Origin of the sequence: Nocardia sp. NPDC051990 (genome assembly GCF_040680755.1) — a bacterium.
Lineage (GTDB): Bacteria > Actinomycetota > Actinomycetes > Mycobacteriales > Mycobacteriaceae > Nocardia.
Genome location: NZ_JBFAXH010000006.1, coordinates 247,693 through 267,486 on the forward strand (window position 1 = coordinate 247,693; position 19,794 = coordinate 267,486).

A 19,794-nucleotide genomic window follows, 5' to 3' on the forward strand; every position below is an offset into this window, starting at 1 on the left:
GGCCGGGGTCCGCACAACCGTTGACCGAGCGATTACCGCAAACGTTCACACGGCGCAGACGTGTGCAACGGACTCGTCACCGCGAGATATTCCGGCGCACCGCAGTGAAACCGCGAATCGGTGTATCGGAACCGAAAGCGTTCAGTCGGCGAGGAGTTTCAGGACGACGGGACGGGACAGCGTTCCCGATACTTGGCGGGCGAGTTGGTTGGCTGGGGGTGCGGATCCAGCGTTCGACGCTACCGGCTTAGCGGAATGTGCAAGGCCGACATCGGGTATCGCCGGTGTCGGCCTTCGCGCGTCACTTGAGCACGTACGGTGAAACCGAACTTCGATGTTCGCTGATATCGAGCACCTTGCCCAGCGGCGGAAATGCGCGCTGCGGGCAATTGGCGCGTTCACAGACCCGGCAGCCCGCACCGATCGGCGTTGCCTTCGCCACGTCGAGATCGATGCCGTCGGCATAGACGACGCGACCCGCGTGCCGTAGTTCGCAACCGAGCCCGATCGCAAAGGTCTTACTGGCCTGGCCATAGCGGGTCGCGCGGCGTTCGACGGTGCGAGCCACCCACAGGTATTTGCGGCCGTCGGGCATCTGGGCGATCTGCGTCATGATCTTGCCCGGATAGGCGAAGGTTTCGTAGACATTCCACAGCGGGCAGGTGCCGCCGCTCGAGGAGAAGTGGAAACCGGTGGCGGACTGGCGTTTCGACATATTTCCGGCGCGGTCCACGCGCACGAAGGAGAATGGCACGCCGCGCAGCTTGGGCCGTTGCAGCGTCGAGAGCCGATGACAGATCGTCTCGTAACTCTGGGTGAAGAAAGCCGAGAGCCGCTCGATATCGTAGCGGAAATCCTCGGCGACCTCGTGAAAGTGCGTGTAGGGCAATACGGTTGCCGCGGCGAAGTAGTTCGCCAGGCCGAGCATTGCCAGTTTGCGGGTGTCCTCGGAGGCGAAATTGCCCTCCTCTACCAGCCTTTCGAGCAGATCACCGCATTCGAAGTAGGCGAGTTCGGCGGCGAGTTTGAAGGTGCGCTGGCCACCGGACAGATGCGGTGCGATCTCGAGTCGCTGGGTCTGCGGGTCGTAGCGGTGCAGTACCCCCTCGCCGAGATCGATGCGCTCGATAATGCGCACATCGTGTGCGCGTAGCAGGCGGGCGATCTCGCTGTTCACATCGCCGCCGTGGAAGCGGATGCGGGCGGTGAGTTCCTCTGCGGCGGTATCCAATTCATGGATGTAGTTCTGCCGCTGGTAGAAGAAGTCGCGGACTTCCTCATGCGGTTTGCTGATCGTCGCGCTGCCGGAGCCGTCGGCGAAGCGGTCCTCGGTGGCGGCGGCCAGCTGTGCCGAGGTATTGCGGTACCGGTTGTGCATATTGACCAGAGCGCGCGCCATACTCGGATGCGCGGAGACCATATCCGCGATCTCCTGGGTATCGGCCTCGATTCCGAGTTCCTGATCCATCACGACCTCTTGGAGTTCGGCGATGAGCCGGGTGTCGTCCTGGGAAGAGAAAAAGGTCGCGTCGACGCCGAACACTTCGCTGATGCGCAGCAATACCGGTACGGTGAGCGGGCGCACATCGTGTTCGATCTGGTTGAGGTAGCTCGCCGAGATCTCCAGCTTCTGGGCGAGTGAGACCTGGCTCAGCCCGCGTTCGGTCCGCAGCTGACGAAGCCGCGCCCCGACGTAAGTCTTGGCCATGTGTCCAGCCTATTAGCGGATTCGCAAACCTGCCAATAGGTCATTAGCAGCGAAGCTGAGCGATATGTCACAGGGTCGGGCTACCGTCGACTGATGCTGTTCTCGGATGTCGTGCAGGCTTCGGAGACCGTCCGTGCGACCCGGTCCCGGAAGACGAAGATCGTCACCCTGGCCACGCTGTTGTCCGCGGCCGCCCCGGATGAGCTGGCGTCGGTGGTGGCATGGCTCTCTGGTGAACTGCGGCAGGGGCGCATCGGCACCGGCTGGCGCACGTTGACCGCACTCGAATGCGAGCCGAGTGAGCTTGCGACGCTGACGGTTTCGTCGGTCGACAACATGTTGAGCGAATTGGCCACCACCTCCGGCCCTGGCTCCACCAACCGGCGCAAGGAATTGCTGTCGGATTTGTGGACCGCCGCGACCGCCGATCAGCAGGCATTCCTGATGCGGCTACTCGGTGGCGAGCTGCGTCAGGGTGCGCTCACCGCGATCGTCGCGGAGGCGGTGGCGGTGGCCGCGGCGGTGCCGATCGAGCTGGTCCGGCGCGCGTACATGCTCTCCGGACAACTGCCGGTCACCGCTGTCGCGGCGCTGACCGGTGGGGCCGAGGCACTGAGCGAATTCCGGCTCGAAGTGGGCCGCCCGATCCAACCCATGCTCGCCTCGCCCGGTGCGACACTGGATGAGGCGATGACCGAATTCGGTGCCGAGGTGAGCGTCGAACACAAACTGGACGGCGCGCGCATCCAGGTACACCGCGCGGGTTCGCGGGTCTGGGTATTCACCAGGACGCTACGCGATATCACCGCCGGCGTGCCGGAACTGGTCGATCTCGTCGCCCGGCTCGACTGTACGAGTGTGGTGCTGGACGGAGAAACGCTGGCGCTCACCGATTCCGGACGGCCGCGTCCGTTCCAGGAGACGATGAGCCGCTTCGCCGAGGTCAGCTCGACCCGGGAATTGCTGCTGCACCCGTACTTCTTCGACTGTCTGCATCTGAACGGCAAGGATCTGCTCGACGCCCCGCTGCACGAGCGCCGCAGGTCGCTGACCGAGGTCGCGGCCGAGCACAGCATCCCGGCCCTGATCCGGCCCGATGCCGAGGCGGCCGCCGAGTACTTCGACGGCGCGCTGGCCGCTGGACACGAGGGCGTCATGGTCAAGTCGTTGACCGCGCCATACGCCGCGGGCCGCCGCGGCCGGTCCTGGCAGAAGATCAAGCCGACGCACACCCTTGACCTGCTGGTGCTCGGCGCCGAATGGGGTTACGGCCGCCGTACCGGATATCTATCGAATCTGCACCTCGGCGCGCGCGATCCCGAAACCGGCGAACCGGTCATGGTCGGCAAGACCTTCAAGGGCCTCACCGATGCGCTGCTGCAGTGGCAGACCGCCGAATTCCCGCGGCACGAGCGCACCCGCGACGAGTACGCCGTCTACCTCTGGCCGGAACTCATGGTCGAGATCGCCCTCGACGGCGTCCAGGTCAGTCCACGCTATCCGGGCGGCGTCGCGCTGCGCTTCGCCCGCGTGGTGCGCTATCGACCCGATAAATCCGCCGCCGACGCCGACACCATCGACACGGTCCGTGGACTCCTGCCGTAATCGGGCGGCCGAATCGTTATGCGGACCGCGCGGTTGTGTTCCCGGTATTTGTGCTGGCCGTAGGTGAGACTGGCTGCGATTCGGTCCGATACCCGCGCGGAAACGAAGGACTCGGCGTTGCTCGGTGCGGCACAAAAACGATGGATGCGATCGTGGTCGGCCATTGGTCGGCCGATTCGGAAGGTGGTGGCGCTCGGTGCGGTGACCTGTCTGGGGTTTGTGGCGGCGGTCGGGGCGGCGGTGCCGGGAATGGCTGGGGCGGACCCGGTTCCGGCCACCGATGTCGTGCACCTCGTGCGTGATCCCGCCTCCGTCATGCCGACGCCGCTCGACGACCCCTTCTATTCGCCGCCGCCGGATTTCGAGAAGCTGGGTCCCGGCACCGTGCTCGCGGCCCGTGGCATCGATATCGGGCCGGAGCCGACGCCGGTCACTGCCACCGAACTGCTGATCCGATCGACCGATGCCAAGGGCCATCCGGTGCCGGTGGTCGCCACCCTGCTGGTGCCCGTCGCGCCGTGGCAGGGTTCGGGACCCCGACCCCTCGTCGCCGACAACGAAGCGATCGATTCACTCGGCAACGACTGTGCGCCGTCACAGCAAATCAGGAAAGGTCTCGCGGCCGATATCCACTCGGTGCAGCTGCCACTTTCGAAGAACTATGCGGTGATCGTGCCCGATCACCAGGGACCACGACAGGCTTACGCGGCCGGTCGCATGGCCGGACATGCCGTACTGGATTCGATACGCGCCGCCGTGCACACGCCCGAGTCGGGTCTGTCGCCCGATGCGCCGACGGTGGTCTCCGGGTACTCCGGCGGTGCCATCGCCACGGGCTGGGCGGCGCAACTCGCACCGGAATACGCAGGGGAGTTAAACCTCGTCGGTGCGGTGGTCGGTGGCGTTCCCGCCGACTTCGGCATGCTGATCAACACGATGAACGGCGCCAATGCCGCCGCCGGCGTATTCCTGGCCGCGACCCTCGGTCTGGCCAGGGAGTACCCGGAGATCATGGCGCTGTTCAATGACAACGGTTGGCGGCTATCGCAATTCGCGAAGGATTTCTGCTTTCTGGGTGCGGCGCTGCTCGGTGCGCTCGCGCCCATACCCGCGGAGATGCTCACCGATGTGCCCCACCCGACGAAGCTGCCGATGATCAGGGAGATCCTGGCCGAGAACCGCCTCGGTACCGCCGCGCCGCGGGTGCCGGTCTTCATGTACCACGGCACCAACGAGGTATGGGTCCCCTTCGCCGGAGCCGAACATCTCTACGACGACTGGTGCCGGTTGGGAGTTCCGGTGCACTTCGAGGCCTACCTCGGCGAGCATATTATCGTCAACAGCGCCGGCGTCTCGGCCGCGAATTCCTGGATTGATCAACGCTTCGCGGGTGGGCCGCCACCGGTCGGCTGTACGAAGGTCGGTAAGTAGCGAGCGGCATTCCTGACCGCTGAATTCGGAATACATTCCGAATTTGCCGATCCGACAGCCGATCAGCGCGGAACGCTCCCGCCCGATTCGAGTTTCGTTCGGGCAGAACGGTATTCGCTGTGGCATAGGCCTCACAATAGGTAACAATATCGGACGGTCGGCCGATCCTCAGATCGGAGCGCGGCACCGCGCTCCGTTTCGAGAAGGAGGTCGATTATGGTGCGGTGGACGAGGAGTTCACGCACGGTGCAACGGATGCTGATGCAGACCGTTGTCACCGGGACATTGGCACTCGCTCCCGCGGCGGCAATCACGTCCGCGTTCGCAACCCCGGACACCGGCGCCCCAGCGGCGGCGCCGAATCCCGCCCCGATTCCCACTCAGGCTCCGATTCCCACTCGGGCTCCCGCGCCGACGCAGGATCCGATTCCTACGCAGGCTCCGGCGCCGATGCAGCCCGCCACGCCGATGCAGCCCGCCACGCCGATGCCGACTCCGCCGCCCGACATCGACGGTCCGGACGGTTATGGTCCCGATGGCTACAACCGCGCGGGCCGTGATCGGTCCGGCTTCGACCGCTTCGGGTACGACGTATGGGGTTACGACCGTGAGGGCCGTAACAGGTCCGGCCACGACCGCGGCGGCTTCGACCGCTTCGGGTACGACGCATGGGGTTACGACCGTGAGGGCCGTGACAGCTTCGGCTATGACCGCAGCGGCTATGACCACTGGGGTTACGACCGCTGGGGCCGTGACGCGTCGGGATACAACCGACAGGGTTGTAGCCTGCAGGGTCCGGACCGCCCCGATGCCGACCCCCAGGAATGCGAGCGGCAGCGCCAGGCCCGTCCATCCACCGGAAGCGCCAACTAACCGCTTCCCAGGCGATTCACAGCTGGAACGCCAATATTCTCGAGGTTGTCCGAGCAGTATGACGATGTCGGCGAACGGAAGCAGGCTCCGCGGACAGAGCCCTACCCCACGGCTTCCAATTCGTTCGACCTCGGCGGTTCACTGCTCGGACCGCCTTCTTGCCGACCGGCGGGGCCGATCCCTTGCTCGCGCCCTCGGTCCGCAATAACCTCGTCGCAGGATTGCGGTGTCCGCGGTTTCAGCGGCAGCAACCAGACGATCGCGACGACGAGCGTGATGGTGGCGAGCAGGGTGTACGAATCGCCGAGCAGGAATTGCCATGGCGTCCAGCGGAATTCCCGGCCCTCGGTCTGCGGTACCTGCCAGATCAGCCCCTGCGGTAGCAGTGGCAGATCCGGATCCCATGCGCCGAACTCGTCGGCTCGCAGCGGCCAGGCGAAGACGAACAGGTAGATGAGCGCGGGCACGGCGATCCGGACGGCGAGCGGTCGGTGGCGCAGCACGTGGATCAGCCACAGCAGCGCCGGTGCGATCCACACCCAGTAGTGGGTCCAGGAAATCGGCGAGATCAGCAGCATTACCGTGGCCGCGAGCAGTGCGCCCAGCAACTCGTCACCGCGCAGGTAGGCGATTCGCGCCGCCGCCATTCCGGCCAGTCCGAGCAGTCCGGCGCAGAAGAACGCGGAGGTGGTGTCGTGCCACGTCGTCCATTCCAGGCGGCCGAACATGCCGTTGATCGACTGGTTCTGCACATAGGCAAAGCCGATGCGGTTCTGCGAGGTCATGGTCGTGGACCAGAACTGCAGCGCCTGGGTCGGCCGGTACCAGAAGCCGATCGCGACCGTAGCGCCGAAGGTCGCGGCGGCCGTCGCGGCGGCCCGGAACTGGCGGGTGATGAGCAGATAGACGATGAAGATCGCGGGGGTCAGCTTCAGTCCGGTCGCGATGCCGATGAGGATGCCCCGATAGCGGCTCTGCTCGGGCATGGCCAGATCCGCCAGGACCAAGGCCATCAGGATTGCGCTGAGCTGACCGAAACGGAACGTCTGCTGGACCGGCTCCAACCAGATCGCGGCACCGGTGACCGCGATGCTCAACGCCAGCAAACCCGTTGTGCGGCGTAGGTGCTGCAGTTTGGCGGCGCTCCAGACGCTCACGAACAGCGACACCATGGTGAGCACCGTGATGCCGGTCCCGATGTAGTTGATCGGGAATCTCGACAGTTCGGCACAGATCCACGCGGCGAAGACCGGATACAGGAAGGGCAGGCCGAGCGGTCCGCGGCCGTCGTAGAGCAGCGCGGGGTTGGTAGCCGCGGCCGTACCGCCCCACATATAGACCTGGAGGTCGACTTGGTGCCAGTACATCTGCCAGTTGGGCCGCAGAAATAGCAGCCAGGCGCCGATGGACACGGAGGTGAATACGATCGCGGCACTGAGCATGAATGTGTGCGAGACCTTGGGCTGCGTCCCCGCACCGACAGCGCGCTGTTCTCCTGATTGCAGGATGACAGCCATGGAGTTGTTTTTCCTTCACCAGGTGATACAGCTCGAACAGACAGCAAATCCTTAGCTAAACTAAAAACAATTCAGCCTATCATCGCTGGCCGGTGCTGGCTGCCCCTAATTCCCCGGACTGGTGAGATCTACCCGGCGAGCACCCGCAGCAGATGTTCGACCTCGGACCGGATCGCATCCCGGGCGGGACGCAGGTACCTGCGTGGATCGGCGATGGTGGGGCCGTCCGCGAGCACTGCCCGGATTGCCTCGGTGGCAAGGACATTGAGCCGGGTGGCGATATTGATTTTGGTCATGCCGTACTCGACGGCGGCACGCAGACCCGCGTCGGGCACGCCGGAGGAGCCGTGCAGCACAAGGGGGACCGGAACCTTCGCGGCCAGCCGAGAAATCAGGTCGTTATCGAGTTCGGCCGTGCGCTGCTGCATGGCGTGCGAGGAGCCGACGGCGACGGCAAGGGCGTCCACGCCGGTCGCCGCGACGAATTCGACGGCCTCGTCCGGATCGGTGCGGACACCGGGGGCGTGCGCACCGTCCTTACCGCCCACCTCGCCGAGTTCGGCCTCTACGAAGACATCGCGGTCCTGGCACCAGCGGACGATATCGGCGGTGGCGGCGACATTTTCGGCGTAATCGAGAGTGGAGCCGTCGTACATGACCGAGCGGATGCCGAGGTCGACCGCGGTGCGGATGAGTTCGAACGAAGTGGCATGGTCCAGGTGAACGGCGATATCGGCGCTGCTGTCGGCGGCAATGTGCAAGCAAGCCAGCGCGATCGGGGCCAGAGCGCCGTGGTAGTGCACCGTATTCTCCGAAAGTTGGAGCAGCACGGGCCGTTCGGCCGCCTCGGCAGCCGCGGCGATGGCCTCGGCATGTTCGATGGTGATCACATTGAAGGCGCCGAGACCGCCGGGTCGGGCGGTCGCGATCAGGTCCGTGACGGGTCGTGCGGTCATGGGGAGGTCTCCTGCGGGGTGGCTAGTCGTTCGACGATCACCGTCGGTGCGATCTGGTTGCGTAGGCGGCGATCGATTTCTCCGGCGACCGGGATGACTACCGCCGCCGCGGAGGTGGCGACGGCATCGACCAGCACGGCGGGCCAGTCCGGGGTGTCATTCGCCTCCGACAGTGCCGCACTTACCGCGGCGGTCGCCGAATCGCCCGCGCCGGTGGGATTTCCGGCGAGTGGTTCGGGCAGGGTCGCCGACCACGCGCCCGTGGCGGTGACAACGACCATGCCCTCGGCGCCGCGGGTTGCGATGACGGCGCGCACCCCGCATTCGATGAGCGGCCATGCGGCTGTGGCGACTTCGTCCGGGGTCACCGGTACCCGTCCGGTGAGACGTTCCAGCTCTTCGGTATTCGGCATCAGTACGATGCCGGGGACCTGGGCGGCCAGCCGCAAGGACTCGCCGTCGACGTCGCAGATGGTCGGGACACCGGCGGCGATGGCGGTTCGTGCGATTTCGGCGGGTAGGTCGTTGGCGATACCGCCCGGTAGTGATCCGGAGATGACCAGGCCGTTGATATCCGGCAGCATGCCGGAGACGCGGACCGAGAGCTGTTCGGCGGCATGTGGATTCGAGACTCGGGCGCCGGGTTCCCACAGTGCGGTCGCGGTACCGTCGCCGGATTCGCTGATCACCACCGTGCGCCGGACCCAGGGCAGCGCGTGCACGAAGTCGACCGGCATTTCCAGCTCGGCGGCGGCGGCGAAGGCGTGGTCGGAGAAACCCGTTGCCCTGGAATACTTTCCGAGCTGATTGAGCACCCGGGTCACATTGATGCCCTTGCCGCCGATGCGTTGCTCGACCGAACGGACCCGATGGGCCTGGCCGCGCTCGAAATGCTCTACCCGGTAGGTCATGTCGTAGGCGGGATTCATTGTCACGGTGAGGATCACGTCAACAACTGTCCACGTCTGAGCACCTGGCGCAACTGTAGATTGTCATCGACTATCAGCAGGTCGGCGAAATGGTCGGCCCGGAGGTCGCCCACATCGGCCAGTCCGGCCGCCGCGGCCGGTACCGAAGTGGCGGCGATGACCGCCTCTCGCAACGGCACACCGCAGCTGCGGACCGCCCAGGCGAGGCAGCGCAGCAGGTGCGCGGTGCCGCCCGCAATGGATCCATTGGCGATCCGGGCCACGCCATCGGCAACGCGAACGACCTGCGGACCGAGTTGGTATTCGCCATCGGGCATGCCGGCGGCCTGCATCGCGTCAGTGATCAGCGCGACCTGTCCGGGCGCGGACGCGAAAACCATTGCGCCGAAACCGGAGTCGATGTGCACCCCGTCGCCGATCAGCTCGACGACGACTTGGCGCTGCGCCGCGGCAACGAGTGCGGCGGCCACCGGGCCGGGCGTTCGATGATGCAGTGGCGGCATGCCATTCGCCAAATGCGTGACCAGGCCGCCGAATCCATTGGGTCGCATGGCCTGTCGGAACCGAGTGAAGTCGGTATCGCTGTGGCCGAGCGAGACCACCACATTACTGTCGGAAAGGCGTTGGGCGACCTTCTCGAATCCCGGCAATTCCGGTGCGAGCGTCATGACCCGCAGCTGCCCGTCGGCGGCGCCGAGCAGACGTTCGGTCAGCTCGAGATCGGGATCGCGCAGAAATCGGGGATCCTGCGCACCACACCTGGCGGCAGCCAGAAATGGTCCCTCGGCATGGATTCCGCCGATGGTGCCGTCTGCCGCCAACGATCGCAGCGTCGCGACCTGCGCGACCATATCGGTCGCCGCGCCGGTGACAACGCTGGCCAAGACGGTGGTGGAGCCGTGCTTGTGATGAAACTCGGCGGCCGCTCGCGCCTCGGCGCCATCGACGGTGTCGAACCGGTGGCCGAATCCGCCGTGGTTGTGAATATCGACGAGGCCGGGCAGTAGGGTGCCGGAAAATGGCGGCACGGTCGAATCTGGATGTGCGGCAACCCAGTCCGCGAGTGAGCGCACCCGATCGATCCGGTCCGCGCGGATGGATACGACACCGTCGTCGAAGGTGCAGGCCGCCGAGACGATCCGGCCGCGAATCTCGAAATTCATGCGAACACCTCGACGTGCGTCATGTGAGGGCTCCGTGTCTGGCGAACAGGGCCGCGCCCATGAGCCCCGCGCGCGCGCCGAATTCGCCGAGCACCACCCGCGGTGCGGGCACGACGCGCAGGCGTTCGGCAATGGTGTGGTGCAGGGGTTCAGTGAGCGCGGGTCCGGCCCCGGCCAGGCCGCCGCCGAGAATGATCAGTTCGGGGCAGGCCGCGTGAATGAGGCCGAGCAGACCGTCGGCAAGGGCGCTGATCGCTTCGCCGACCACGGCTTTGGCATCCGAATCGCTATTGATTCTGGCGAAAACATCTGCTGCGCTTGCTGTTTCATGTCCGGTTCGCTTCGCGTAGGCGCGAGCGATGGACGCACCCGATGCTACGGTCTCCACACAGCCGATATTGCCGCAGGGGCAGCGCAATCCGTCCGTGCGCCGAACCGGGATGTGTCCGTATTCGCCGGTCTGCCCGTAGCCGCTGCGCAGCAAGCGGCCGCCGACGGAAACAGTGCCGCTGATGCCGGTGCCCAGAATGAGCACGCACACGTCATCGTGGCCGCGTCCCGCGCCGAAACGCCATTCGGCCCAGCCTGCCACCGCGACATCGTGCTCGATCAGCACCGGCATACCCCAGCGACGGGTGAACCGATCGCCGATGTGCACATCGCGCCAACCGACATTGCTGCTGAATACCGCGATCGACCGGACCGGATCGACAATGCCCGGCAGCACTACCGCCGCGCGCGCGACCCGACCACGCTGCTCATCGGTCAACTCGGCCAGCAGCTGATCTCCGAGTGCCCCCATGGTTTCGAAGGCTGCCTCGCCCTGCGGTGTGGCCAGCACACCCGAGGCGAGCACCGTGCCCTCGGCATCGGTGACCTCGCCCTTCATTGTGGTGCCGCCGACATCGAGACCGAGCACCAGCAGGTCATCGGTCAGCGCCGGGACCGACTGCGGCTGTTCCGCAACCGGCCCCTGCACATCCGGCGCCGCCGAGTTCGCCGCGCCAGTGCGATCCGCGAGGTCATCGCGGTGCACTGTGGTCTGGCGCTGTTGCGTTCCCATATCCCGCACAGTAGTTGCCTGGTAGCGGACGCTCACCGATCCAAGACGACGGAACGGTTCAGGTTGCGCGGATGGTCCGGGTCGAGTCCCTGGTCGGCGGCGCGCAGCACACAGAGCTGCTGTACGCGGACCAGATCGGCCATCGGGTCGATATCGCGGTGTTCGAAGTGGGCACCGGTGACGGCCACATCGGCAGCGAAATTGGGGACCAGCGGTCCGAAGGCCCAGACGGCGCGTCCCGGGGTGGAGATGCTGATCGGGCCGTGCCGGTATTCGGTCTGCAGATACGCCTCGGTCCAGGACTGGCAGGATTCGCGCAGCTTGAGCCCCGCCTCCTCGGCGATCGCGGCCGCGAAACCCATCCCGACGAAGCTGATCTGCTCGGCACGACGTACGGCGGCGAGCGCGGTCGCCGGGTCTTCGGCGAGTACGGCCCTGGCCTGCTCGATGGCCGGACGCAGGTCCTCGCCAAAATGCCAGCGTAGGATCGAGAGCGCGGTGGTGGCGAAGCGGGTCTGCACCACCGACTGCTCGTCGACCTCGTCGATCAGGATCGGATCGCCGAGGTCGAGCACCGGGGTGCCCGGACTGCTGCAGATGACGGTGCGCGGAATCTGCGTCGGAATCGCCCGCATGGCATCGACCACCTCCGTGGTGGTGCCGGAGCGGCAGATGACGAGGTAGCGGTCGTAATCGCGACCGCCGCGAACTTCGCTGGCCGGCCACGCGTCGGTAATGCCCTGCCCCGAACCCTCACGCAGTGACGCGATCGCACGGGACATGAACAGTGAAGTGCCGCAACCGATGACGGCGACGCGCTCGCCCGGTTGGGGCAGTACGGCACGGTGTGCGGCGGCGGTGGTCTCGGCGCGGACCCAGTCGTCCGGCTGGGTGGCGACTTCGGCGGCCAGATGGGACCCAGGGGTGGAGTGAGCGGAGATCGACACGACAACAGAATCGCCCCGTTGATCGTTCATGTCAAGTTTATGAGCGAATCAGTCACATATGATCACTATTGGGTCTAAATTGTCCGTAGCGACTTGCTTGCAAGTCGCTCGAAACGATCGGCTCAGTCGATTCGTTCGCTCCATCATCGGCGGTGCGGTAGCGCCCGGAGTGAAAATTGAAAGGTTCTGCTCGTGAAAAGACCCCTCCACGGCATACTCGCGGGGATCGCGCTGGTCACCGGCCTCGCGCTGGCCGTCTCGTCCTGTGGTTTCGGCTCCAAGAATTCGGCCGACTCCGATAAGACGATCTACTTCCTGGCTCCCACCTACAGCGACGGTGCCTATGGCACGAAGGCGCTGTGGGATCACATCATCGACGACTTCCAGAAGCAGAATCCGGACTACAAGGTCATCCTGCAGATGGAGTCCTGGGAGTCGATCAACGATGTGGTGAAGACCAAACTGCAGTCCAAGTCCACCACCCCGGATCTGCTGAATATCGACGCCTACGCCAGCTTCGCCAGTGACGGCATGCTCTATCCGGTGTCCGAGGTCGTCTCCCCGAATGTGCTGTCGGATGTGCAGCCCGGCTTCGCCAAGAACGCCTCGCTGAACGGCACGCAGTACGCGATGCCCCTGTTCGCCTCCACCCGCACCCTGTTCTACAACACCGATCTGTTCGCCAAGGCCGGGGTGACCGCGCCGCCGAAGACCTGGACCGAGCTGACCGACGCCGCCAAGAAGATCCAGGCGCTCGGCGGCGGTGTCTCCGGCTACGGTCTGCCACTCGGCAGTGAGGAATCGCAGGCCGAGACGTCGCTGTGGACCTTCGGCGCGGGCGGCAGCTGGTCCGATGGCGACAAGATCACCGTGGATACCCCGCAGAACCTGGAAGGGGTCAAGGCCATGCGGGACATCTTCGATGCCGGTGTCACCCAGCCGACCCCCGGTGCGACCAACCGCAAGGACGTCATCAATTCCTTCATCCAGGGCAAGATCGGGATGATCGCGGGGCTACCGCCCACCATCGCTCAGATCGCCGATAAGAATCCGGGTCTGAAGTACGCCACCGCGCCCACGCCGACCAAGGACGGTACGCCCGTCACGCTCGGCGTGGCCGATCACCTGATGGCATTCAAGAAGGACGGCAAGAAGGCCGATACGATCAAGAAGTTCCTCGACTTCTTCTACTCGGCGAATGTGTACTCGAACTTCGTCAAGAACGAGCACTTCATTCCGATCACGACCAGTGCCACGGCGGTGCTCGCCGACGATCCGGTGACCAAGGCCTTCGCGTCGACCCTGCCGGTGGCCAAGTTCTACCCGAGTAATAACTCGAAATGGGCCGCGGTACAGGGGGCCATGCGTCAGCAGATGGGCACCATCGCGCAGGGTGCGGACCCGGCGCAGGTGTTGCAGCGGATACAGGAAGCAGCGAAATAGCGTGGGTCGCCAAGCGGCCCGAGCGACGGGCTCGGAGGAGGTAGCGCAGCGTGACCACACAAGGTCCCGGGCGGGCCGCACTGTGAACGGGGCGATCCGGGTTCTAGCGGGGAAGAATTCGACGCTGCGGGCCGTCCCCTGGATCGGGCCGTCCCTGGTGCTGATCGGGGCCATCGTCGCGTTCCCGGTCGGCAATATGGTTTGGACCAGCACCCGGGACCTGAGCGCCTACGGCCAGGACCGCGGTCCCGCCGGCTTGGCCAATTACCGAAACCTCTTCGATATCAGCGAATTGGGATCGGTATTGGCCCATACCGTGGTCTGGGTGGTCAGCGTCGTGCTGATCACCCTGGTGCTCTCGGCGGGACTCGCGCAGTTCCTCAATAAGGAATTCCCGGGACGCACCGCGGTACGCATGGCGATTCTGGTGCCGTGGGCGGCCTCGGTCGTGATGACGACGACGATCTTCTATTACATGCTCGATCCCGATGTCGGCATCGCCAATCGGTTCCTGGTCGATATCGGGCTGCTGGATCGCGGCTATGGTTTCACCAAACAGCCGACGCCCGCCTTCCTGGTGGCGATCGGCGTCGCGGTCTTCGTCTCGATCCCATTCACCACCTACACGATTTTGGCTGGACTGCAATCGATTCCGGCCGAGATCGAGGAGGCGGGCCGGGTCGACGGCGCAAGTGCCTGGCAGCGCTATCGGTATCTCACCCTGCCGCAACTGCGTCCGGCGATCGCGGTGGCCACGATCATCAACATCATCAATGTGTTCAATTCGCTGCCCATTCTGCAGGTGATCACCGGCAGTATCGCGGGCTTCGGTGCGGATACGACGACGACCTTGACCTTCAAGCTGATTCGGCAGAATCAACAGCTCGATACCGCCGCCGCTATGAGCGTGTTGAACTTCGCGCTGATCGTGGTCATCATCGCGATCTATGTGAAGATCATCAAGCCGACCCAGCAGGTGGATTGATGAGCACATACGCCTACTCAGGTGAGGTGAGCCCATGACCACGCAGGCGGACATACACATCGACGGTGTGGAAATCCCGCCCGGCACAGCGGCTGCCGAAGCGCCGACCGGGCGAACGCGGCGGCGGCGTTGGGAACTCACCGCGGTGGGCGTGGTGCTCGCCGTCGTCTTCCTGACCCCATTCGTGGTGATGGTGCTCGGCTCATTGAAGAGCCGCGCCGAAATCTCGCGTATCCCGCCGACGTATCTGCCCGAGACCTGGCATCCGGACAACTACGCCACCATGTGGAACACCCCGGAGACTCCGCTGCCGTTCAATCTGGTGAGCACGATCGTCATCTCGGTCTGTGCCACCCTGCTGGTGCTCTTCGTGGCCGTCCCGGCCGCGTATTACACAGCGCGGCACAGGTTTCCGGGGCGTGCGATATTTCTCGCGCTGGTGCTGGTCACCCAGATGTTGCAGCCCACGGTATTGGTGACCGGTCTGATCCGGGAGTTCTTCACCCTTGGCATCAATGACACCTGGCTGGCCATGATCCTGGTGAATGCCGCGTTCAACCTCTCGTTCGCGGTGTGGATCCTGCACAGCTTCTTCGCCGCCATTCCGGTGGAGATCGAGGAGGCTGCGCAGCTCGACGGTCTGAGCCGCTGGCAGATTCTGGTCCGGGTGAGTCTGCCGTTGGTCTGGCCGGGCATCGTCACCGCGACAATTTTCGTGGTGGTGGCCTGCTGGAACGAATTCGCGGCGAGCCTGGTAGTGCTGACCACCCCGGCGAATCAGCCGCTGTCGGTGGCGCTGACCAAATTCATCGGACAGTACGACACGGCATGGCAGTACGTTTTCGCGATCTCCACGGTCGGCATCGTTCCGGTGGTCATCCTGTTCGCATTCATCGAGAAGCGCTTGGTCGCGGGACTTACCGCCGGCAGCGTCAAGTAATCGCCCGGAAGACGGCGGGTGGCCTTGTGCCCCCGCCGTTTTCGTCGCCGCGTTGGCGGGCTGACGGCGCACCGAAGTAGATGTCCGGACCCAGGGCAGGCGCTTGCCGACCGGTAGCATCGAAGCCGTGGCACGGCGGGATGACGGAACCAAGGAGGGCCGCAATTACGGCGGGCTGTCCAAGCAGCAGCGGGTAGCCCAGCGGCAGGCGCGACTTATCGATGCCGCGTTGGAATTATTCGGCACCCAAGGCTATGCGGCAACCTCGATCGAACGGCTGTGTGCCGTCGCGAATGTTTCCACGCGCAGTTTCTACGAGGATATGGGTAGCCGCGAGGCATTATTGATCGCGCTGGTGAACCGTACTACCGCGCATGCGGTCGAGCGCGCGCTGGGCAGTATGGCAAGGACTGCGGGACAACCGCTTTCGGCACGGATCGTCGACAGTTTCCGGGCCTATCTCGAGGTGACCTGCGCCGATCACCGCTCGGCGCGGGTGTGTTACGTCGAAGTGGTCGGGGTCAGTTCGGCGGTGGAGGATTGGCGCATGCAGCAGCGGCGACTGCTGGCATCGCTGCTGATCAGCGAGGCGGAGCGAGCCGCCGAGCGCGGCGAGACCAAGTGGCGGCGGTTCGATCTGTTCGCGATCGCGGTTATCGGTGCGGCGAATTCGCTGGCCCAGGAGTTGGTGCGGACCACGCATCCCGACGCCGAGGTGTCGCTGGATGAAATATGTGAGGAGATAGCGCATTTCGTGAATTCCGGACTTGGGTTGACCTGATTCACGCCGCACGCCGGGTTCGATTGCGGATGGCGGTGACCGCGGGCAGGACGCGAGTCGCGGTATTGCGCAGTACGATTCCGGCCCGCGTCGCGGGAATGAGCATCGAAGCCGCGGTGGCCACGCCATGGAGTCTGGGGTCGACCAGTACCCGGTGCCGGGTCTCGTAACGCTGGAACGCGGCCGTGTGGTCCTCGGGTGTGGCTGCCAGTTCTTCCGCCAACGTGTACGCACCGGCGATCGCGAGGGTGGAGCCGTCGCCGAACAGTGAGACGCAGGACGCGGCGTCACCGAGCAGGGCGATGCGTCCGTCCGACCAGCGCGGCAGTTCGCCCTTGCTGACGGAGTCGAAGAACAGGTCGTCGGTGTCGCGAACGCGGTCCAGCAGTTCGGGGACGCGCCAGCCCTGATCGATGAAGGCCTCGATGACCAGGCGCTTGTGCAGTTCGGTATCACGGTGGTCGAAACCGGGCACGCCCTTGTGTCGGAACATGAATGCCGCGATGGCGCGCCCCTTCGTCGGATGCACCGACAATGCCCGTCCTGGTGTGTTGTAGATCAGGACTTCGCGCTCGCTGCCGAATGGCTCATCGATTCGAATGGTGGCGATGTAGATGCCCATATGCCGGACGAATTCGGATTCCTCGCCGAAGGTCGAGCGGCGCACCGCGGAATGCAGGCCGTCCGCACCGATGACGAAGTCGAAGCGACGGGGTTGGGCTTGTTCGAAGGTGACATCGACGCCATCGGCATGCTGGATCAGGCCGGTAATGGTGTCGCCCCACAGGAATTCGGCATTGTCGCGGCTCGCATCGAGCAGGATTGCGGCCAGATCCGCCCGGGGGATCTCGACTTCGCGCTCGCCCGCCGATCCCTGGAAAGCCTTCAGGTCGACCCGGGCGACGTGTCGGCCGCTCGCATTGACGAAATTCATGTGGGACACCGCGGAATTCGCGGCGCGCAGCAGCGGCATGATGCCCATGCGCTCGACCACATCGATGGCGGGTCCCTTGACGTCGACCGGATTTCCGCTGGAGCGATGGCCCGTTGCCCGCTCGACCACCGTGACCTGGAAGCCTCGGTCGGCCAGCCAGTACGCCAGGGTCGAGCCGCCGACGCCCGCGCCAGAGATCAGCACCGTCTTCTTCATGCCAACATCCTTCACTAAGTGGACGGAATTCGTCCGCTTAGTGAAAAGGGTACAGTAAGCGGAAGGATTTCGTCCACTTAGTCTTGGAGGTGAGGGCGACGACCGGTCCGAAGCGGGCGGATGCCAGAAACAACCGGGATCAGATCATTGCCGCGACCTTGGTGACCTTCCGTGAACAAGGTGTCGAGGTGCCGATGAAGGAGATCGCGGATCGGGCGGGTGTTGGTGTCGGCACGCTGTATCGGCACTTCCCGGATCGGGATGCGTTGATCGCGGAGACCGCGCAGTCCTATCTCGCGGATCTGGCGCAGTCGGCGGCGACCGCACTGGCACAGGAGGGTGCGGCATGGCCTGCGCTTTCGCGGTTCCTGCACGAATGTGCACAGCGTCGGGTCGGGGCGCTGGCCGCGGCGATCGAGCCGAATCTGCATGCCGAGATTCAGGCCGATCCGCGGTTGCGCGAGGTGCGTGGGCGCATTGTCGAATTGGTCTCGCGGATGACCACGGAGGCGCAGGCGGCCGGTGTCATGCGTGCCGATATCGAGCCAGCAGAGGTGGCCGGACTGATGACGCTGCAGATCTACACTCGGGCCGGTGAGTCGTATCCGGAGGCGGTCCGTCGGGTTGTCGAGATCGTCCTCGATGGGTTGCGGGCCAGGTGATGCGTGCCCGGCTTCGCGATACGGCGGCCGACTATCTACGGTCGGCACGTGCATGTGGTCATATTGTTTGCGTGCATGCAAAAATGGCAGGTCGCCCGCGTGGTCGGGAAGGCGTGAGATGACCGGACCGACGGACCGGCCGCAGCGGTGGAACCGACTGCTGGAACTGCTCGCTGATTCCGGGCGGCTTTCGGTAGAGGAGGCCGCCGAACGCCTCGGGGTTTCCCCGGCAACGGTGCGCCGCGACTTCACCGCACTCGCCGAACAACAGTTGGCGACCAGGACGCACGGCGGTGTGGTCGCGACTTCGGTCGCCTACGACCTGCCCGCGCGCTACCGGCAGGGCGCGGATGAGCCGAAGCAGCGCATCGCCGAACACGCTGCGGGGCTTATCGAACCGAGTGCGGTAGTGGGAATGAACGGCGGAACAACGACGACCGCCGTGGCACGGGCATTGGCCGGACGAACCGATCTGGCCAATGCCGCCGGGGACCCGCTGACCATTGTCACCAATGCGCTCAATATCGCGGGTGAGATGGTGTTGCGGCCACATATGCGCACAATCGTCCTCGGTGGAGTGGCCCGGCGTGAGTCCTATGAGCTGCACGGACCGTTGGCCGAGCGCGCACTGGCCGAATTGCGTTTGGACGCGCTGATTCTCGGAGTGAATGCGATCTCCGCCGAGGGCGGCGCACAGTGTCGGCATATCGACGAAGCAGGGGTGACCACCGAGATGGTGCGGCGCTCCAACCAGGTGCTGGTCGTCGCCGCCGCCGACAAGCTGGAGCGCTCGGCACTGGCCCGGATCTGCGGAATCGACCAGGTCGACGTGCTGGTGACGGATTCGGACGCGGACCCGGCCGCGGTGGCGACAATCCGAGCGGCCGGGGTCCGCGTAGACGTGGTGTGAGCCGTCAAGGCGCACGGATTCCTATGGCCGCGCCGGTGCGAGATCGGCGGCCAGGGGCACGGCCGATGTGCGCAGGGTGCGCACCCAGACGGCGAAGCCCCACGCGACGAAGCCCGCGTAGATCAGATACAGCGTCGCGGAGGGGTAATAGTTCGCCCGCAGCAGCAATGGCACACCGACGAGATCGACGGCGATCCAGATCAGCCAGAATTCGGCGAGCCCGCGCGCCATCCCGTAGGTCGCCAGCACCGATCCGGTGAAGATCCACGCCTCCGCCCACGGCCCGTAGGAGCCGATCAGCGCGAACACCTTGGCGAATGCCGCCGTGCCGACCACCATCGCGGTCACCAGCACCAGCCGTTCCCGCCCACTGGCCCAGCGCGGCACGACGCCTCGGTGTTCGAGTCCGGTCTCGGCGCGGGCATGCCGATACCAACTCCACCAGCCATATCCGCTGACCGCGATGAACATCAGCTGCCGCCCGGCCTGTCCGGCCATATTCAAATGCTGTGGCGTGTTGAAGATTCCGCCGACGAATACGGTGAACAACAGCGCATTGCCCGCGATCCCGATCGGCCACGCCCACACCCGCCGCCGCATACCGCCGACCGCGGAGGCCAGACCGAAGCCATTGCCGATGATCTCGCGCCAGAGGATTTCCGAGCCCGCGATATGCAGTTTGGCGTCGAGCAGCGCGAAAAGTGGATTCACTTCCGCTGTAACCCGAGCGG

General features: G+C 65.1%; 18 protein-coding genes. 9 read left to right on the forward strand and 9 right to left on the reverse strand.

Going from position 1 to position 19,794, the window contains the following annotated elements:
• Window positions 1-301: 301 nt before the first annotated feature.
• A complete protein-coding gene (ramB, locus tag AB0L63_RS14725; RefSeq protein ID WP_364499846.1) occupies window positions 302-1,708 on the reverse strand; it encodes an acetate metabolism transcriptional regulator RamB in 1,407 nt (468 codons plus the stop codon).
• Window positions 1,709-1,801: 93 nt separating this feature from the next.
• Between ramB and AB0L63_RS14730 the strand changes: the two genes are divergently transcribed.
• The 3 genes from AB0L63_RS14730 (at window position 1,802) to AB0L63_RS14740 (ending at window position 5,617) form a co-directional block, all read left to right on the forward strand.
• Window positions 1,802-3,313: an ATP-dependent DNA ligase gene (locus AB0L63_RS14730; protein WP_364499849.1), complete on the forward strand. Its 1,512-nt coding sequence runs from the start codon at window positions 1,802-1,804 to the stop codon at window positions 3,311-3,313.
• Window positions 3,314-3,457: 144 nt separating this feature from the next.
• The gene (locus tag AB0L63_RS14735) at window positions 3,458-4,744 is read left to right on the forward strand and encodes a lipase family protein (RefSeq protein ID WP_364499852.1); all 1,287 of its coding nucleotides are present in this window, start codon (window positions 3,458-3,460) and stop codon (window positions 4,742-4,744) included.
• A gap of 216 nt (window positions 4,745-4,960) precedes the next feature.
• Window positions 4,961-5,617 carry a hypothetical protein gene (locus AB0L63_RS14740; protein ID WP_364499855.1) on the forward strand — a complete coding sequence of 219 codons (657 nt, stop codon included), beginning with the start codon at window positions 4,961-4,963 and terminating at the stop codon, window positions 5,615-5,617.
• Window positions 5,618-5,718: 101 nt separating this feature from the next.
• On the opposite strand, the gene AB0L63_RS14745 is transcribed toward AB0L63_RS14740, so the two are convergent.
• The 6 genes from AB0L63_RS14745 to AB0L63_RS14770 form a co-directional block, all read right to left on the reverse strand.
• On the reverse strand, window positions 5,719-7,134 hold the full coding sequence (locus AB0L63_RS14745; RefSeq protein WP_364499858.1) for a glycosyltransferase 87 family protein: 1,416 nt from the start codon (window positions 7,132-7,134) through the stop codon (window positions 5,719-5,721).
• Window positions 7,135-7,262: 128 nt separating this feature from the next.
• Window positions 7,263-8,090, reverse strand: coding sequence for a class II fructose-bisphosphate aldolase (locus AB0L63_RS14750; RefSeq protein ID WP_364499860.1), 828 nt, complete (start codon window positions 8,088-8,090; stop codon window positions 7,263-7,265).
• Window positions 8,087-9,025, reverse strand: a complete 939-nt coding sequence (locus AB0L63_RS14755) for a hexose kinase (protein ID WP_364499864.1) — start codon at window positions 9,023-9,025, stop codon at window positions 8,087-8,089. The genes AB0L63_RS14750 and AB0L63_RS14755 overlap by 4 nt, the downstream gene beginning before the upstream one ends.
• 8 nt (window positions 9,026-9,033) lie before the next feature.
• Entirely contained in the window at window positions 9,034-10,182 is a 1,149-nt protein-coding gene (locus tag AB0L63_RS14760; protein ID WP_364499867.1) for an N-acetylglucosamine-6-phosphate deacetylase, read from the reverse strand.
• Between the two features lie 19 nt (window positions 10,183-10,201).
• The gene (locus AB0L63_RS14765) at window positions 10,202-11,245 is read right to left on the reverse strand and encodes an ROK family protein (protein ID WP_364499869.1); all 1,044 of its coding nucleotides are present in this window, start codon (window positions 11,243-11,245) and stop codon (window positions 10,202-10,204) included.
• Window positions 11,246-11,277: 32 nt separating this feature from the next.
• Entirely contained in the window at window positions 11,278-12,222 is a 945-nt protein-coding gene (locus tag AB0L63_RS14770) for a sugar isomerase (protein WP_364499871.1), read from the reverse strand.
• Window positions 12,223-12,384: 162 nt separating this feature from the next.
• On the opposite strand from AB0L63_RS14770, the gene AB0L63_RS14775 reads away from it, so the two are divergent.
• The 4 genes from AB0L63_RS14775 to AB0L63_RS14790 all read left to right on the forward strand — a co-directional run bounded on the left by AB0L63_RS14775 (window position 12,385) and on the right by AB0L63_RS14790 (window position 16,341).
• Window positions 12,385-13,635 carry an extracellular solute-binding protein gene (locus AB0L63_RS14775; RefSeq protein ID WP_364499874.1) on the forward strand — a complete coding sequence of 417 codons (1,251 nt, stop codon included), beginning with the start codon at window positions 12,385-12,387 and terminating at the stop codon, window positions 13,633-13,635.
• Window positions 13,636-13,717: 82 nt separating this feature from the next.
• Window positions 13,718-14,620, forward strand: coding sequence for a sugar ABC transporter permease (locus tag AB0L63_RS14780; RefSeq protein ID WP_364499877.1), 903 nt, complete (start codon window positions 13,718-13,720; stop codon window positions 14,618-14,620).
• Between the two features lie 34 nt (window positions 14,621-14,654).
• On the forward strand, window positions 14,655-15,560 hold the full coding sequence (locus AB0L63_RS14785) for a carbohydrate ABC transporter permease (protein WP_364499880.1): 906 nt from the start codon (window positions 14,655-14,657) through the stop codon (window positions 15,558-15,560).
• A gap of 127 nt (window positions 15,561-15,687) precedes the next feature.
• A complete protein-coding gene (locus tag AB0L63_RS14790) occupies window positions 15,688-16,341 on the forward strand; it encodes a TetR/AcrR family transcriptional regulator (RefSeq protein ID WP_364499882.1) in 654 nt (217 codons plus the stop codon).
• Window position 16,342: 1 nt separating this feature from the next.
• Here AB0L63_RS14790 and AB0L63_RS14795 read toward each other — a convergent pair whose 3' ends face one another.
• On the reverse strand, window positions 16,343-17,491 hold the full coding sequence (locus AB0L63_RS14795; protein WP_364499885.1) for an FAD-dependent monooxygenase: 1,149 nt from the start codon (window positions 17,489-17,491) through the stop codon (window positions 16,343-16,345).
• Between the two features lie 89 nt (window positions 17,492-17,580).
• Between AB0L63_RS14795 and AB0L63_RS14800 the strand changes: the two genes are divergently transcribed.
• Both AB0L63_RS14800 and AB0L63_RS14805 read left to right on the forward strand, forming a co-directional pair.
• Window positions 17,581-18,153, forward strand: coding sequence for a helix-turn-helix domain-containing protein (locus AB0L63_RS14800; RefSeq protein ID WP_364499887.1), 573 nt, complete (start codon window positions 17,581-17,583; stop codon window positions 18,151-18,153).
• A gap of 118 nt (window positions 18,154-18,271) precedes the next feature.
• A complete protein-coding gene (locus AB0L63_RS14805; protein ID WP_364499890.1) occupies window positions 18,272-19,063 on the forward strand; it encodes a DeoR/GlpR family DNA-binding transcription regulator in 792 nt (263 codons plus the stop codon).
• Between the two features lie 21 nt (window positions 19,064-19,084).
• Here AB0L63_RS14805 and pnuC read toward each other — a convergent pair whose 3' ends face one another.
• The gene (gene pnuC / locus AB0L63_RS14810; RefSeq protein ID WP_364499893.1) at window positions 19,085-19,774 is read right to left on the reverse strand and encodes a nicotinamide riboside transporter PnuC; all 690 of its coding nucleotides are present in this window, start codon (window positions 19,772-19,774) and stop codon (window positions 19,085-19,087) included.
• Window positions 19,775-19,794: the final 20 nt, after the last annotated feature.

Bases quoted from the DNA above. Each gene is read 5' to 3' on its own strand.
- AB0L63_RS14760 (WP_364499867.1), bottom strand. From the start codon at position 10,182: ATGAATTTCGAGATTCGCGGCCGGATCGTCTCGGCGGCCTGCACCTTC.
- AB0L63_RS14750 (WP_364499860.1), bottom strand. From the start codon at position 8,090: ATGACCGCACGACCCGTCACGGACCTGATCGCGACCGCCCGACCCGGC.
- AB0L63_RS14735 (WP_364499852.1), top strand. From the start codon at position 3,458: ATGCGATCGTGGTCGGCCATTGGTCGGCCGATTCGGAAGGTGGTGGCG.
- AB0L63_RS14785 (WP_364499880.1), top strand. From the start codon at position 14,655: ATGACCACGCAGGCGGACATACACATCGACGGTGTGGAAATCCCGCCC.
- AB0L63_RS14740 (WP_364499855.1), top strand. From the start codon at position 4,961: ATGGTGCGGTGGACGAGGAGTTCACGCACGGTGCAACGGATGCTGATG.
- AB0L63_RS14805 (WP_364499890.1), top strand. From the start codon at position 18,272: ATGACCGGACCGACGGACCGGCCGCAGCGGTGGAACCGACTGCTGGAA.
- AB0L63_RS14765 (WP_364499869.1), bottom strand. From the start codon at position 11,245: ATGGGAACGCAACAGCGCCAGACCACAGTGCACCGCGATGACCTCGCG.
- AB0L63_RS14745 (WP_364499858.1), bottom strand. From the start codon at position 7,134: ATGGCTGTCATCCTGCAATCAGGAGAACAGCGCGCTGTCGGTGCGGGG.
- ramB (WP_364499846.1), bottom strand. From the start codon at position 1,708: ATGGCCAAGACTTACGTCGGGGCGCGGCTTCGTCAGCTGCGGACCGAA.
- AB0L63_RS14795 (WP_364499885.1), bottom strand. From the start codon at position 17,491: ATGAAGAAGACGGTGCTGATCTCTGGCGCGGGCGTCGGCGGCTCGACC.
- AB0L63_RS14770 (WP_364499871.1), bottom strand. From the start codon at position 12,222: ATGAACGATCAACGGGGCGATTCTGTTGTCGTGTCGATCTCCGCTCAC.
- AB0L63_RS14730 (WP_364499849.1), top strand. From the start codon at position 1,802: ATGCTGTTCTCGGATGTCGTGCAGGCTTCGGAGACCGTCCGTGCGACC.